General features: G+C 73.3%; 14 protein-coding genes and 2 pseudogenes. All 16 read left to right on the top strand.

The genetic code is table 11. The annotated features are described in order from the left end of the window. Nucleotides 1-16 precede the first annotated feature (16 nt). The 16 genes and pseudogenes from UK82_RS25095 to UK82_RS42105 all read left to right on the top strand — a co-directional run bounded on the left by UK82_RS25095 (nucleotide 17) and on the right by UK82_RS42105 (nucleotide 13,269). Nucleotides 17-388 carry a DUF742 domain-containing protein gene (locus UK82_RS25095; RefSeq protein ID WP_044884106.1) on the top strand — a complete coding sequence of 124 codons (372 nt, stop codon included), beginning with the start codon at nucleotides 17-19 and terminating at the stop codon, nucleotides 386-388. A 130-nt stretch (nucleotides 389-518) separates the two neighbouring features. Next, nucleotides 519-1,067 (top strand): annotated as a pseudogene (locus UK82_RS25090) (GTP-binding protein); the annotation flags it as partial. A 239-nt stretch (nucleotides 1,068-1,306) separates the two neighbouring features. Next, on the top strand, nucleotides 1,307-2,215 hold the full coding sequence (locus UK82_RS42110; protein ID WP_313949837.1) for a LuxR C-terminal-related transcriptional regulator: 909 nt from the start codon (nucleotides 1,307-1,309) through the stop codon (nucleotides 2,213-2,215). Between the two features lie 649 nt (nucleotides 2,216-2,864). Continuing rightward, the gene (locus UK82_RS25080; RefSeq protein ID WP_044884104.1) at nucleotides 2,865-3,239 is read left to right on the top strand and encodes a TcmI family type II polyketide cyclase; all 375 of its coding nucleotides are present in this window, start codon (nucleotides 2,865-2,867) and stop codon (nucleotides 3,237-3,239) included. 480 nt (nucleotides 3,240-3,719) lie between these two features. Beyond that, nucleotides 3,720-3,977: an acyl carrier protein gene (locus UK82_RS25075; protein WP_044884103.1), complete on the top strand. Its 258-nt coding sequence runs from the start codon at nucleotides 3,720-3,722 to the stop codon at nucleotides 3,975-3,977. A gap of 80 nt (nucleotides 3,978-4,057) precedes the next feature. Further along, nucleotides 4,058-4,552, top strand: coding sequence for an SRPBCC family protein (locus UK82_RS25070; protein WP_044884102.1), 495 nt, complete (start codon nucleotides 4,058-4,060; stop codon nucleotides 4,550-4,552). A gap of 14 nt (nucleotides 4,553-4,566) precedes the next feature. Beyond that, nucleotides 4,567-5,055 (top strand): cupin domain-containing protein, encoded by a 489-nt coding sequence (locus UK82_RS25065; RefSeq protein WP_044884101.1) that lies wholly within the window; start codon nucleotides 4,567-4,569, stop codon nucleotides 5,053-5,055. After that, the gene (locus UK82_RS25060; RefSeq protein ID WP_044884100.1) at nucleotides 5,052-6,347 is read left to right on the top strand and encodes a beta-ketoacyl synthase; all 1,296 of its coding nucleotides are present in this window, start codon (nucleotides 5,052-5,054) and stop codon (nucleotides 6,345-6,347) included. The genes UK82_RS25065 and UK82_RS25060 overlap by 4 nt, the downstream gene beginning before the upstream one ends. Next, entirely contained in the window at nucleotides 6,344-7,678 is a 1,335-nt protein-coding gene (locus UK82_RS25055; protein WP_370657130.1) for a beta-ketoacyl synthase N-terminal-like domain-containing protein, read from the top strand. The genes UK82_RS25060 and UK82_RS25055 overlap by 4 nt, the downstream gene beginning before the upstream one ends. A 114-nt stretch (nucleotides 7,679-7,792) precedes the next feature. After that, nucleotides 7,793-8,176 (top strand): annotated as a pseudogene (locus tag UK82_RS40025) (SDR family NAD(P)-dependent oxidoreductase); the annotation flags it as partial. 1 nt (nucleotide 8,177) lies between these two features. Next, nucleotides 8,178-8,530 (top strand): SDR family oxidoreductase (locus UK82_RS40020; RefSeq protein WP_236706410.1); only part of this gene is annotated, 353 nt, incomplete at its 5' end. After that, complete coding sequence (locus tag UK82_RS25045; RefSeq protein WP_044884098.1) at nucleotides 8,530-8,871, top strand: antibiotic biosynthesis monooxygenase; 342 nt, start codon at nucleotides 8,530-8,532, stop codon at nucleotides 8,869-8,871. The genes UK82_RS40020 and UK82_RS25045, both read left to right, overlap by 1 nt. 35 nt (nucleotides 8,872-8,906) lie before the next feature. Beyond that, nucleotides 8,907-9,224, top strand: coding sequence for an antibiotic biosynthesis monooxygenase (locus UK82_RS25040; RefSeq protein ID WP_044884168.1), 318 nt, complete (start codon nucleotides 8,907-8,909; stop codon nucleotides 9,222-9,224). Nucleotides 9,225-9,796: 572 nt separating this feature from the next. Continuing rightward, the gene (locus UK82_RS25035) at nucleotides 9,797-11,113 is read left to right on the top strand and encodes a hypothetical protein (protein WP_055409714.1); all 1,317 of its coding nucleotides are present in this window, start codon (nucleotides 9,797-9,799) and stop codon (nucleotides 11,111-11,113) included. A gap of 229 nt (nucleotides 11,114-11,342) precedes the next feature. Beyond that, nucleotides 11,343-11,834, top strand: a complete 492-nt coding sequence (locus UK82_RS25030) for a flavin reductase family protein (protein ID WP_044884096.1) — start codon at nucleotides 11,343-11,345, stop codon at nucleotides 11,832-11,834. A 262-nt stretch (nucleotides 11,835-12,096) separates the two neighbouring features. After that, the gene (locus tag UK82_RS42105) at nucleotides 12,097-13,269 is read left to right on the top strand and encodes an enoyl-CoA hydratase/isomerase family protein (RefSeq protein ID WP_313949836.1); all 1,173 of its coding nucleotides are present in this window, start codon (nucleotides 12,097-12,099) and stop codon (nucleotides 13,267-13,269) included. The last annotated feature ends 108 nt before the right edge of the window (nucleotides 13,270-13,377 follow it).

Below are 13,377 nucleotides of genomic sequence, written 5' to 3'. Positions count from 1 at the left end.
AGGCAGGAGGACCGGTATGTCGCACGACGAGGAATGGTTCGACGATGATGCGGGTCCGGTCGTCCGGCCCTACGCCGTCACCGGCGGTCGGACCCGGCCTACCAACCGGGCGTTGGAGCTGGTGGCGCTGGTGACCACCACGCCCAACGGACGGCTGATGGGCGCGACGCTGGAGGTGGAGCAGCGCTCGATCGCGCTGCTCTGCCAGCGGGTGCAGTCGATCGTCGAGATCTCGGCGCGGCTGGATCTGCCGCTCGGCGTCGTGCGGGTCCTCGTCGGCGACATGCTCGACGCCGGCCTGGTCACGGTGAACCGGCCGGGCCGTTCATCCGATCGTCCTTCCGCCGCCCTCATCGAAAAGGTGCTCGATGGACTACAGGCCCTCTAAGGACTACCGGCCCGACAAGGACTACCGGCCCGACAAGGACTACCGGCCCGACAAGGACTACCGGCCCGACAAGGACTACCGGCCCGACAGGACGCGGTCGTCGGAGACGGCGGCGCCACATCCGGTCAAGATCATCATTGCCGGCGGGTTCGGCGTCGGGAAGACGACGTTCGTCGGCTCGGTCAGCGAGATCCCACCGCTGACCACGGAGGCCGCGATGACGGCCGCCAGCATCGGCATCGACGACACCAGCTCGGTCAGCTCGAAGACGACGACGACCGTCGCGATGGACTTCGGGCGGATCACGCTCATCGACAGCGTCATCCTCTACCTGTTCGGTACCCCCGGGCAGGACCGGTTCTGGTTCATGTGGGACGAGCTGGTCCTCGGCGCGATTGGCGCGGTGGTGCTCGTCGACACCCGACGGCTGGCGGACTCCTTCCCCGCCATCGACTACTTCGAGGAACGCGACATCCCGTTCCTCATCGCGCTGAACCGGTTCGACGGCGCCCGCGAGTACCGGGTCGAGGACGTCCGCGCGGCGCTCGACCTCGACCCGCGCCGGCCGGTGGTGTTCTGCGACGCCCGCCAGCGCGAGTCGGTCCGCCAGTCGCTGGTCTCGCTGGTCCGTCACGCGCTCGACGTGGTCTCCGCCGAGTCGGCCGCCCGGCCGAGCCTGNCGCAGCGGTCCGGGTGAACGCCACGAACGACTGTTCGGACCTGACCAGCACGAGCGCACCGCCCGCGGCAGGACCGATCGCCACGCCCCCGGTCCGCCGGGAAGGTCCCGATCCGGCCCCCGATCCCGCTCCAGGGAAGGGCAAGGTGCTCGACATTCTCGGTCTGGACGACGATGCCCTGTCCGCCTACCGGCTCTGGTTGCGCCACGGGTCGCTGAGTGTCTCCGAGGCGGCGCAGATGCTCGGGGAACCGGCGAACGGCGTCGGTCGGGTCCGCGACCGGCTGGTCGAACTCGGCCTGCTGCTGGCCTCCCGGGACCGGCCCGGACGCTTCGTCGCCGTCCATCCCGAGGCCGGCCTGGATCATCTGCTCCAGGCCCAGCACGAGCAGCTCATCCGGCGCCACGAGCGGCTTGTGCGGGCTCGGGCGCAGGTGGGCGTCTTCGTCTCGGACTACCTGGAGGGCCGTCCCGGTCCGGACACGGTCGAGGTCCAGCGCATCGACGGCGTCGACCAGGCCCGAGCCGAGCTGCTCACCCTCGTCGGCCGGGCCGAGCGGGAGGTGCTCACCCTACGCACCCGCCGGGGCTGGTCGGCGGCGCTGTCCGCCGACGTCATGCCGGTCGAGCTGCGGGCCCTGCGGCGCGGGGTCGTGATGCGCAGCGTGCTGCCGCGGTCGCTGCGCCTCGACGAACGGGGCGCCGGCTACGTGCGCACCGTCGCCGCCCACGGCCTCGACGCACGCGTCACCGACGACCCGCGGCTGGACGCCACCACCGTCGACGGCCGCATCGGGCTCGTTCGGTTGGCCCGCGGCGGCGGCGCGGGCGGCCACACGCTGCTCGTGCGGACCCCCGAGCTCACCGCCGTCCTGCTCACCCTGTTCGAGCAGGTCTGGGAGATCGCCGAGCCGCTCGGCGGCGGGTCGGCGCAGACCGGCGGCGAGGAGTCGGCCGACGACCCCTCCGACACCGAGCGGCTGTTGCTGCGCCTGCTCAGCCTCGGTGTCAAGGACGAGGCGGCCGCCCGCCACCTCGGTGTCTCCGTGCGCACCGTGCGGCGCATGATCGCGGACCTGATGTCCCGCCTCAACGCCCGCAGCCGCTTTCAGGCCGGCACCCTCGCCTCCCGCCGCGGCTGGCTCTGATCCCGTCGTCGGCGGACTGTCCCCGCGCCCTTGGGGCCTTCGGCGCCGAGCGAGGGCGGGCGGCGTTCGCGGTCATCGCGGCATGCCGGTTCCACGGAAGGCAGCGGAATAGCGCGGCTCGGACCGGGGAATGACCACCTCCCCCGGCGGCGACGGACTCGTCGACGCTGCCGACCGGATGTGACGGCTCTCACTCGGGCGGCCGCGCGCCCGCCGGGCATCCGGTCGGTGGTCCTCCGGGTGGGCGTGGACGGCTGACGTTGAGGTGCATCGCTGCAGGTCATGGGTCCGACGTTCGGATCGTTGTAGCGGTGTTGTGGATCGGGTGCGTGCCAGTTGGCACATATGGCCAGGGCAGCTTGATGCCACGCCAATTCCAGGACACCGGCCGCGCCCGGCCGCATGCTCTCGATGAGCCGAACACTGACCATGTCAGGGGGTTGGCGGGCACGGCCGGCGGTCGCGAGTCGGTCGGAGTCCGCCTGCCCGCCCGTCGTCGACGGGCCCCGCAGGCCGCGCGGGCGCACGCGCGGCACGCGGCGGGCTCGCCCGTCCGCCGTCCGCCGTCCGCCGTGCCGTCGACCTGCCGGCCCGCAGGTCGCCATGCACGCCGCTCGCCTCTCCTGGAAAACGCCCGAGGAGTCCTTCCGTGCCCGCAGTTGCCGGATCGCAGCCCGCCGCCACGTCGTCGGGAAAGCCGACGCACCGCACGCTGATCGTGGCGAGAATGAACCCCGCCGACGCCGACGCCGTCGCAGAGACCTTCGCCGAGTCCGACGCGGGGGAACTCCCCGGCATCGTCGGCGTCACCCGCCGCGAGCTGTTCGAGTTCCACGGGCTCTACTTCCACCTCATCGACGCGCCGGCGGACATCGCGCCAACCGTCTCGGATGTGCGCGGGCATCCGCTGTTCGTGGACGTGAACACGAAGCTGGAGAAGTTCATCACCGCCTACGACCCGGCCACCTGGCGGGGGCCGCGGGACGCGATGGCGCGCAGCTTCTACCACTGGTCGGCCGGCTGACCGGCCTGGGTCCACGCCGCCGCGGGCCTCGGTCACCTGCGGCCCCGGCCCGCCCCCCGCGAGGGGCGCGCGCCGCCGTGGCCTGATCCGGGTGCCCGCCCGGCCGGCGTTGCCGGATCCGCAGCGACCGGTCTCGCCGACCGGTCTCGCCGACCCGTCCCGACCCGTGCCGTCGCGATGTCCCGCGTCCGGGCCCACTGATCGCCGCGGTGCTCAGGGCCGCCTCGACCTGCCCCGGTGACGCCGGCGCGGCGGGCGCCACGCCGGCCACCCGACTGCGTGCAACCGCCGGCTCCGTCGGGGTTCTGCCTCGGCGCCCGGCCTGCCGCCCGCCGTCGCTCGCCGTAACCCGCCGTTGCCCGTAGTAACCCGCCGTTGCCCGCCGCGACGGGCAGCTCCCTGCCCGCGGCGGATCCCGGCACAGACCTGACGACAACCTTCCCGCCGATCCCATCTGCGCCAACCCGAGGAGATCGTGACATGCCCCAGCAGTGGACGGCCGACGCCCTGCTCGACTTCCTCGTCGAGCAGGCCGGGCTGCCCCCGGAGGACCGCCCCATCGACCTGGCCGTGACGTTCCTGGACATCGGCCTGGACTCGCTGGCCTACCTCCAGCTCTCGGCGGAGGTGGCCGGTGCCTTCGGTGTGGACCTACCGGCCGAGATGCCGGACGGCTACACCCTCGCCGAGATTCTCGACACCGTGAACGCCGCGCTCGGCGAGCGCGAACCGGTCTGAATTCCCGCCGGGCGCCCGGAACCGCCGGCCGCCGATTCTCGATCCGCATCCGGATTTCCTTCACAAACCGGGGAGTAGCCGTGAGTGGGCATACCGACAACTCGATTCTGATCGACGCCGACATCGACACGGTCTGGACCATCACCAACGATCTGCCTGCGTGGCCCGACCTGTTTACGGAATATGCGTCGGTGGACATCATCGAGAGCAACGGGAACACTTTCAAGTTCCGGCTCACCATGCATCCGGACGAGAACGGCACGGCGTGGAGCTGGGTATCGGAAAGGACGCTCGACCCGGTGAACCGGCAGGTCCGCGCCTACCGCGTCGAGACCGGGCCGTTCGAGTACATGCACATCCACTGGACCTACACCCCGGAGGGCACCGGTACCCGGATGCGCTGGGTGCAGGACTTCCACATGCGCCCGGCGGCGCCGCTCAACGACGAGCAGATGACCGCCCGGATCAACACCAACACCGCCCGGGAGATGGCCGTGATCCGGGAGAAGGTCGAGCGGGCCGCCGCGGCCGCGCGCCCCGCCCCGCTTGCCGTGGCCGTGCCGGAACAGGTCTGAGGAGGACGCGACCGATGGCAGCTCCAGCGACGACGACCCCGAAGGTTCTCTGCATCCACGACATCGCGCCCAACCGGCGCCGCGGCGGGGACATCCGTGCCCTGCTCTCCCCGGCGACGGTCGGCTCGACCACCGGCTTCCTCGGCACGCTCACCCTCGAGCCCGGCGAGGTCGTCACCGAGCACTGGCACCCCTACTCGGAGGAGTTCCTGTACTGCGTGCGCGGCATCGTGACCGCCCGGCTGGACGGTGAGCACCAGGTCCTGGGCGCCGACCACGGCGTGTGCATCCCGATCGGGATGCGCCACCGCATCGTCAACACGGGCGAGGAGACCGCGTTCCTCGTGTTCCACCTCAGCCCACTGGCGCCCCGTCCCGACCTCGGCCACGTCGACACCGAGGCGGTGCTGAACCCGGACGCGCCGCACGCCCCCATCATCCGTTCGGGCCCCCACGCCCACACCGTGGCCGCCGACGCCCTGCCCGCCGGGGCCAGACGGTGAGCGAACCGAGGAGGACCGCGGTCACCGGGATCGGGGTGGTCGCCCCGGGCGGGGTGAACCGCAAGGAGTTCTGGACGCTGCTGACCGACGGGCGCACGGCGACCCGGCGGCTGTCGTTCTTCGACCCGTCGCAGTTCCGTTCCCAGGTCGCCGCCGAATGCGATTTCGACCCGGCGGCGGCCGGGCTGACCGCCCGACAGATCGCCCGGAACGACCGCTTCGTGCAGTTCGCGCTCGCCGCGGCGCTGGAGGCGGTCGAGGACAGCGGCCTCGACCTGCGCCCCGCCGGCACCGGCGGCCTCGGCGACGAGGGCGGGGACGGCCCGGTCGTCGGCGTCAGCATGGGCAGCGCGGTCGGCGCGACGACCCGGCTGGAGAACGAGTACGTCGTCGTCTCCGACTCGGGCCGCCACTGGGAGGTCGATCCGCACTACGCCAGCTCCTTCCTGTACCACGCGCTGGTCCCGAGCTGCCTGGCCACGGAGCTCGCCTGCCGCTTCGGCACGCACGGCCCGGCGTCGGTGGTGTCCACCGGCTGCACATCCGGCATCGACGCGGTCGGCTACGGTGCGCAGCTCATCGCCGACGGTGAGGCGGACATCGTGATCGCCGGCGCCTCCGACGCGCCGCTGTCGCCGATCTCGGTGGCCTGCTTCGACGCGATCCGGGCGACCTCGGCGCGCAACGACGACCCCGAGCACGCCTCCCGCCCGTTCGACGCCAGCCGCGACGGCTTCGTGATGGGGGAGGGCTCGGCCGTGCTCATCCTCGAGGAGTTGTCGTCCGCGCGGGCCCGTGGGGCGCACATCTACTGCGAGGTCGGCGGCTACGCGTCGCGGTCCAACGCCTTCCACATGACCGGTCTGCGTCCCGACGGTGTCGAGATGGCCGAGGCGATCCGGGTCGCGATGGACTCGGCGCGGGTCGGCGCGGACGACATCGACTACATCAACGCGCACGGCTCGGGCACCAAGCAGAACGACCGACACGAGACGGCGGCCTTCAAGCGCTCGCTCGGGCAGCGCGCGTACGAGGTCCCGGTCAGCTCGATCAAGTCGATGATCGGCCACTCCCTGGGAGCGATCGGCTCGCTGGAGATCGCCGCCTGCGCCCTGGCCATCGAGAACGACGTCGTCCCGCCCACCGCCAACTGGGCCACCCGCGATCCGGCCTGCGACCTCGACTACGTGCCGAACATCGCCCGTGATCACACCGTCGACGTGGCACTGTCGGTGGGCAGCGGGTTCGGCGGGTTCCAGTCCGCGATCGTCCTGTCGGCGCCGAACCGGTGAGCGCCGCAGTGGAGACCGCGGCTGCCACCACCGCTGCCACCGCGGCTTCGGCCGTGACCGGCGAGGACCGTTCGGTGCGTGGCGGCGGGCGCCCGCTGGGCGCGGTCCGGCCGGTCGTCACCGGCCTGGGGGTCATCGCCCCCAGCGGTCTGGGGGTCGAGCAGTACTGGGCGTCGACCCTGCGCGGGGAGCTGCGCGTCGCCCCGATCAGCCGGTTCGACCCGGCTCGTTACTCCGCCAGGCTCGCCGGCGAGGTCGCCGGGTTCGAGCCGGAGGAGCACGTCGACAAGCGGTACATCGTCCAGACCGACCGGTGGACCTGGTTCGGGATGGCCGCCTCCCGGCTCGCCCTGGCCGACGCCGCCTACGACCCGGCCGACCACGACCCGTATGCCACCGCGGTCGTGTTCGGCAGCGGTTCCGGCGGCAACGACTTCGGCCAGCGGGAGCTGCAGCGGCTGTGGACCCGCGGGCGGACCGCGGTGAGCGTCTACCAGTCGATCGCCTGGTTCTACGCGGCGACGACCGGTCAGACGTCGATCCGTCATGGCCTGAAGGGGCCATCCGGGGTCGTGGTCAGCGACGGCGCCGGCGGGCTGGACAGCCTTGCCCAGGCCAGACGGGTCATCCGTCGAGGCACGTCGACGGTGCTCGCGGGGGGCGCCGAATCGGGCCTGACGCCGTACGGGCTCACCTGCCATCTCAGCAGCGGCCGGGTCAGCACCGCCGCCGCGGCGGCGGACGGCTACAAGCCGTTCGACATCCGGGCGAACGGCTACCTGCCGGGGGAGGGCGGCGCGACCCTGGTCGTCGAGGATCCGGCAGCGGCGGCGGCCCGTGGCGCCCCGCACGTCTACGGGGAGATCGCGGGATACGCCGCGACGCACGACGCCGCCGACCACGCCCGCCCGGCGCCGGACGGCCGCTGGCTGGCCACCGCGATGCGCCGCGCCCTGGCCGACGCGGGCCTCGCCCCGGACGACGTGGACGTGGTGTTCGCCGACGGCGCCGGCTCCCCGGACCTCGACGCCCAGGAGGCGGCGGCGATCCGGGCCGTGTTCGGCGACCGCGCGGTGCCGGTGACGGCGCCGCAGGGCCTCGTCGGCCGGTTGTGCGCCGGCGGCTCGGCGCTGTCGGTGGCGACGGCGCTGCTGTCGATCCGGGACGGCGTCATCCCCGCGGTGGGCAACCTCGACACCCCCGATCCGGGCTACGGACTGGACCTGGTGCAGGCCCCCCGGCAGACCCCCGTCCGGGTGGCGCTGGTCAACGCCCGCGGCTACGGCGGCTTCAACAGCAGCCTCGTCGTCCGCGCCGTCGACCCCGCCTGACCGGACCCCGACCCGGCCTGCCCGACCCTCGTGAGCTGCTCGATTCGCCCGAGCTGCTCGATTCGCTCGACCTGCTCGATCCGCTCGATTCCTCGACCTAGGAGACAGTCAGCGATGTTCCCAGACCTGGCCGGGCGACGCGCCCTGGTTACCGGTGGCACCCGCGGCATCGGCCGGGCCGTCGTGCTCGGCCTGGCCCGCGCCGGAGCGACGGTCGTCGTCGGCCACCAGCGCCAGACCGAGGAGGCCGAGAGCCTGCGCCGCGAGCTGAAGGACACCGGCGGCGACCACCTGCTGGTCCAGGCGGACGTGGCCGACCCGGCCCAGATCACCGAGCTCATCGAGGCCACCGGCACGCACCTCGGCGGCCTCGACATCGTGGTCAACAGCGTCGGGACGATCAGCCACATCCCCTACGCGGACCTGCCGCTGGACGCCTGGACGCAGGTGCTCGCCACCAACCTCACCGCCACCCACCTGGTCACCCAGGGCGCGCTGNCGCTGCTCGGCGAGTCCGGTTCGGTGGTCAACATCGGCTCGGGCGCCGGGGTCGTCGGCGTGCCGCTGCGGGCGCACTACACCGCGGCGAAGACCGGCCTGATCGGGCTGACCCGTTCGCTGTCCAAGGAGCTCGGCTCCCGCGGCATCCGGGTCAACCTGGTCTCGCCGGGCGTCATCGAGACCGACCAGGCCGCCGGCATGCCCGAGGCCGCCCGAACGGCCTACACCAACCGCATCCCGCTTGGCCGTCTCGGCGAGGCCGACGAGGTCGCCGCGGTCGTCCTGTTCCTGGCCAGCGACGTGTCGTCCTACGTCAACGGCGCCACCTTCACGGTCGACGGAGGAATCTGATGGCATCGACCCCGCCCTTTCGGATCATGCTGACCATGCGGATCCACCCGGGCCGCGAGGCCGAGTTCGAGCAGACCTGGCTGCGCATCGGCGACGCGGTGACCTCTCACCCCGCCAACCTGGGCCAGTGGCTGATTCGTTCGGAGGACGAGCCGAGCACCTACTTCATTACCAGCGACTGGGTCGACGAGGCGCAGTTCCGCGAGTTCGAGACCAGCGAGCGGCACCTGAAGCACCGCAAGGAGCTGCATCCGCTGCGCGCCAGCGGCTCAATGGCCACCGGCAGCGTCCTGACGCACCTGGCCGGCGCGGCATCCCTGCCGGTGCCGGCGGCCGGCTAGCCGTGGGAGCCGGCGGCGAGGCGGCGGTCCGGGTGATGCTCTGGGCGGTCGATCCGCCCGATGATCCCGGGGCGGTGGAACGCGCCTACCACGCGATCAGCTCCAAGCTGCTCGGCACCCCGGGGCTGCTCGGCAACACGCTGCAGCGTTCGGCGGCGGACCCGGCCCGGTACGTCGTGGTGAGCGTCTGGTCGGGCATGACCGAGTTCAGCGCCTGGGAGCAGGGGGCGAACCACCGCGGGACGACCTCCCCGCTGCGGCCGCTACAGGATCCCGAGCGCCGCCCGGCGATCTACAGCGAGGTCGCCGCGTACGGCCCGCAGGGGCCGTTCAGCGAGGCACCCGCGGGCTGATCCGGCCGCCCGCGGGCTGGACTCACCGCCCGCGGGCGCCACAGTCGCATGGCGTCGGTCGCACCGTCTGGGGCAGGCGGCGCGGCCGACGCCATGCCATCTCCCGCCCTCAACCCCCGCGCCCGCCTCCGTGGAGCGCGTCTGGTCCGAACGGGCAGGCGGGGTTCGGCCCGGCCCACCTGTTCGGCCGGCTCCGCCTGTTCGGCCGGCTCCGCCTGTTCGGCCGGCTCCGCCCGTTCGACGGGGACCAGCCGTCGCCCGCTGCCCGGTGGGTCCGGGAAAACAGCGACCCCAGGCCACCTCGAGGCTCCGGCCCCGTGCCCGGACTGCGGCTCCGAGCCGGGGCCCGACCCTTCCCTGCTGTGACGGTCCGTGTCGGCTGTGAGATTGGTCGGTGCCGCTCGGTGGCGGTCCTGCCCCTCGGTGTACAAATGCGCGGTCCGGCCCGGATGCGCCCGCGGTGCCCGGATGTGTCCCGTGGCCCGCTGGAATCCGGGCAGCTCCGGGGCGGTGTCAGTGGTGGCGGGTGGCGAACTGGCCGTCGTCGGTGCGGTGGGGATCGGGGGAATCGGATGCCTGACTCGTCCGCGCTGGACGTTCTGATCGGCCTCGCGCTGCTGTTCGCCGCGTTCAGCCTCGCCGTCTCGCGGATCAACGAGGCGGTGCTCGGCCTCGTGCGTTACCGGGGCCGACGCCTCGAGTCGGAGCTGCGCCGGCTGCTCGGCGGCTGCCCGCCGGGCGGCGCACCGCCCGATCCGGGGGGCCCGCCGCCTGTGGACGTCGCTGCGGAGTTGCTCGACGGGCCCCTGCGGGCCATGCGTACCGCCGGCCGGGACGAGGTCTCCGCGGACATGGCCGCTCATCCGCCCGTGCAGCGAACCTGGGCCGCGGTGAGCCGGGCCCGCCGGCTGCGGTTGCCTTCCTACGTGCCGTCCACCGCATTCGCTCGGGCCCTGCTCGATCGGGTCGACCCACCCGCCCGCGCCATGTTGGCCCAGCTACGCCCGGACGGGCTGCCCTCGCACATCCCCGATGAGACCCGCGAGGCCTACCGGACCGCGTACGAGGCTGCCCGGCGCGCTCTGGACGAGGGGTCCGCCCGGGCGCTGTACGCCGCGATGCCGGCGGACCACCCGACCGGGCGGGTCGTGGCCGCCGCGCTGGTGTCCGCCGTCGGCGGCGGGACGGTCGGCACGCTGGAGGACGGGCTGGCCGTGTTGCCACCCTCCCTCGCGAAGGATGCGCTGACCGCGGCGGTGGTCCGGACGGGCGGTGACCGAGAGAAGATCATCACCGAGTTGGCGCGGTGGTACGACGAGGCGATGGACCGCCTGTCCGGGTGGTACAAGCGGCGGGTCGCGGTGTTCCTGCTCGCCTACGCGATCGTGCTGGCCGCCGTGTTCAACCTCGACGCGGTCGCCATCTCCCGTGCGCTGTGGCAGGACGGGACCGTGCGCGACGCGGCGGTGGCCGCAAGCCAGGGCCAGATTGGCCAGGCCGCTGATGTCGGCCCCACCACCGCGGGTTCGCGCGACGCGGGGTCCGGCGGCGCCGGGCCCGGTGACACGAAGGACGCTGCGCAGTCCGGCGACCAGGAGACCGGCGGTACCTCCGACGCCGGTGTGGGCGACGCCGTCGAGAGCGCGATCAGGTCGGTGCGGAATGCCTCCGGCCTCGCCCTGCCCATCGGGTGGGTTCGGACGAGCGACGACCGCGACGACCCGAGGGAGGTCCCGCACACGGTCGGCGGTTGGTTGCTGAAGATCGCCGGACTGGCCATCGCCTGCTTTGCCCTGACCGCCGGAGCCCCCTTCTGGTTCGAGCTGCTGGGCCGGCTGGTCAACATGCGCGCCGCCGGGCCGAAGCCGCGGTCGGCCACCAGCGGCTGACCGCACGGGGCGGTGGTCTCGTACCGCTGGTGGTCTCGTACCGCTGGTGGTCCCATGCCGCTGGTGGTCCCATGCCGCTGGTGGTCCCATGCCGCTGGTGGTCCCATGCCGCTGGTGGTCCCATGCCGCTGGTGGCCCGGCGCTCGCGTTGCTGGTGGTCCGGCTGGGCAGGTCGGGTAGTCCGCGCGGGCGTTGACCCGGCCGCCCGATTGGAGGAGCGTGGCGGACGATGACTGAGCCCACCGCGTTCCACGAGGCCGTGAGCGCGATCAGCTATCCGATGGTGATCGTGACCGCGGCGGTGCCCGACGGGGAACGCAGCGGCTGCCTCGTCGGCTTCCACACCCAGTGCAGCATCGAGCCCGCGCGGTACCTGCTGTGTATCTCGCAGGCCAACCACACCCACCGGATCGCCCTGGCGGCCAGCCATCTCGCGGTCCACCTCCTCGACGAGGCCGATGAGGGGCTCGCGACGCTGTTCGGCGAGCAGACCGGCGACGAGATCGACAAGTTCGCGCGCTGCGCCTGGCGGGAGGGCCCGTTCGGACTGCCCGTCCTCGCGCAGCCGCGCGCCTGGTTCGCCGGCCCCGTACACACCCGCGTCGGCGTCGGCGACCATACGGCGTTCGTCCTCGAGCCGGTCGACGGCGCAGCCGGCGGGCCGTTCACCCAGCTCGGCTTCCAACAGGTCCGGGACATGCAACCGGGCCATCCGGCCTGACGGCCTCGACCGACGCCGAACGTGGGCCCGCGCCGCGCGCAGGCCGCCGCGATGCCCCGCCGTCGGCGGTCCGGCAAGGAGGACCGCGCGATTCCGCGGCGCCGGGGCACTAGCGTCATCGTCCGTGAACACTCCTGTGCCCGGGCCGGCCGCGCAACCGGTCGGCTCCGACCCGCTCGCCGCCACCCCCAGCCCGGTCGGGGTAGACCTGCTCGCCGGTCTGGACGGCGTGGGTGGGCGGCGGGTCACCGACCCCGAAGNGGTGCTCGCGGACCTGCAAGCCGATCCGGAGGCCTTCAGTCCACTCGGGGGACGGCCCATCCTGGTCGTCGACGCCGCCTCCCCGGCGGCAATCAGGGTCGGCGAACTCGGCCGCCGGCTGCCCTGCGTCTGTGTCGCCGTGGCCGAGGATCTGCGGTGGGTTCCCGACGGCGTCGCCACCTGCGGCTTCGACATCCTGCTCACCGATGAGCCGGGGGCGCCGCGGCCGTGGGTGACCGCGCCGGACGGGATCGATGCCGCGGTGGACGCGCTGGTCGCCGCGACCGCGGCGAATCCCTACGCCGCTGTCGCGCTCGTGCAGTTGCTGCGCGTGAGTACCGGCATCGACGTGCGCGATGCGGTCGTCGCCGAGTCGTTCGCCTACTCGGCGTTGCAGGCCGGCCCGGAGTTCGCCGGTTGGCTGGCCCGACGACGGGCCCGGCAGAGTGCGCGCGCGGCGGCCCGGCCTGGGCTGGACCCGGCGGCTGCAGCCTCCGCGGCCGCCGTCCCGCCCGCCGACAGCGCTCCCGCGGCCGACGTGGCGACGGATCCGACGGCGGCGGCGACGGTGACGGCGGCGACGGCGGCCCGGGCCGCGGCCGCACCGGCCGTCCTGATCGAGCGGGACGGCGCGGTCCTCACGGTCATCCTCAACCGGCCGCGGGTGCACAACGCCGTGAGCATCAGCCTGCGTGACGGGTTGGTCTCCGCCTTCGGGCTCGCCGCCGCCGACAGCGAGCTCGCCGAGATCCGGCTGGCCGGCACGGGGCCGTCGTTCTCCAGCGGCGGCGACCTGACCGAGTTCGGCACGATGCTCGATCCGGTCGGCGCCCACGCCGTGCGAACCACCCGCAGCATCCCGCTGGGCCTGCTGGCCACCGGGCTGCCGGTGACCGCCTACGTCCACGGGCTCTGCATCGGCGCGGGGGCGGAGCTGCCCGCGTTCTGCGGCCGGGTCGTCGCCGCCCCCGACACCACGTTCCGGCTGCCGGAGGTGGCGATGGGGCTGGTCCCCGGCGCCGGGGGCACCGCGAGCATCCCGCGGCGCATCGGCCCGCAGCGGGCCGCCTACCTGATCCTCAGCGGGCTTCCCATCGACGCCGAGCAGGCGTTGGCCTGGGGGCTCGTCGACGAGATCGCCCCGCGGGCCGTCATGCCCGGCGCGAGCCGCTGACCGACCCGCCCCGGCCCCGGCCGGTCGTGTGACGGCGGCCGGCCTGCCGGGTTCGGTCGTCCTCGGGCGTGGCGCCGTGCCAGGCGCCAGCGGTCAGGGGCCAGCGGT

Source organism: Frankia sp. ACN1ag, from assembly GCF_001414035.1.
Classification (GTDB): Bacteria; Actinomycetota; Actinomycetes; order Frankiales; family Frankiaceae; genus Frankia; species Frankia torreyi.
Note: the sequence above shows the minus strand (reverse complement) of the source record. Positions and strands in the feature narration are given on the sequence as shown.

Coding starts and splice junctions, on each gene's coding strand:
- UK82_RS25075 (WP_044884103.1), top strand. CDS start 3,720: ATGCCCCAGCAGTGGACGGCCGACGCCCTGCTCGACTTCCTCGTCGAG.
- UK82_RS42110 (WP_313949837.1), top strand. CDS start 1,307: ATGCTCGGGGAACCGGCGAACGGCGTCGGTCGGGTCCGCGACCGGCTG.
- UK82_RS25040 (WP_044884168.1), top strand. CDS start 8,907: ATGCTCTGGGCGGTCGATCCGCCCGATGATCCCGGGGCGGTGGAACGC.
- UK82_RS25065 (WP_044884101.1), top strand. CDS start 4,567: ATGGCAGCTCCAGCGACGACGACCCCGAAGGTTCTCTGCATCCACGAC.
- UK82_RS25045 (WP_044884098.1), top strand. CDS start 8,530: ATGGCATCGACCCCGCCCTTTCGGATCATGCTGACCATGCGGATCCAC.
- UK82_RS25035 (WP_055409714.1), top strand. CDS start 9,797: ATGCCTGACTCGTCCGCGCTGGACGTTCTGATCGGCCTCGCGCTGCTG.
- UK82_RS25030 (WP_044884096.1), top strand. CDS start 11,343: ATGACTGAGCCCACCGCGTTCCACGAGGCCGTGAGCGCGATCAGCTAT.
- UK82_RS25095 (WP_044884106.1), top strand. CDS start 17: ATGTCGCACGACGAGGAATGGTTCGACGATGATGCGGGTCCGGTCGTC.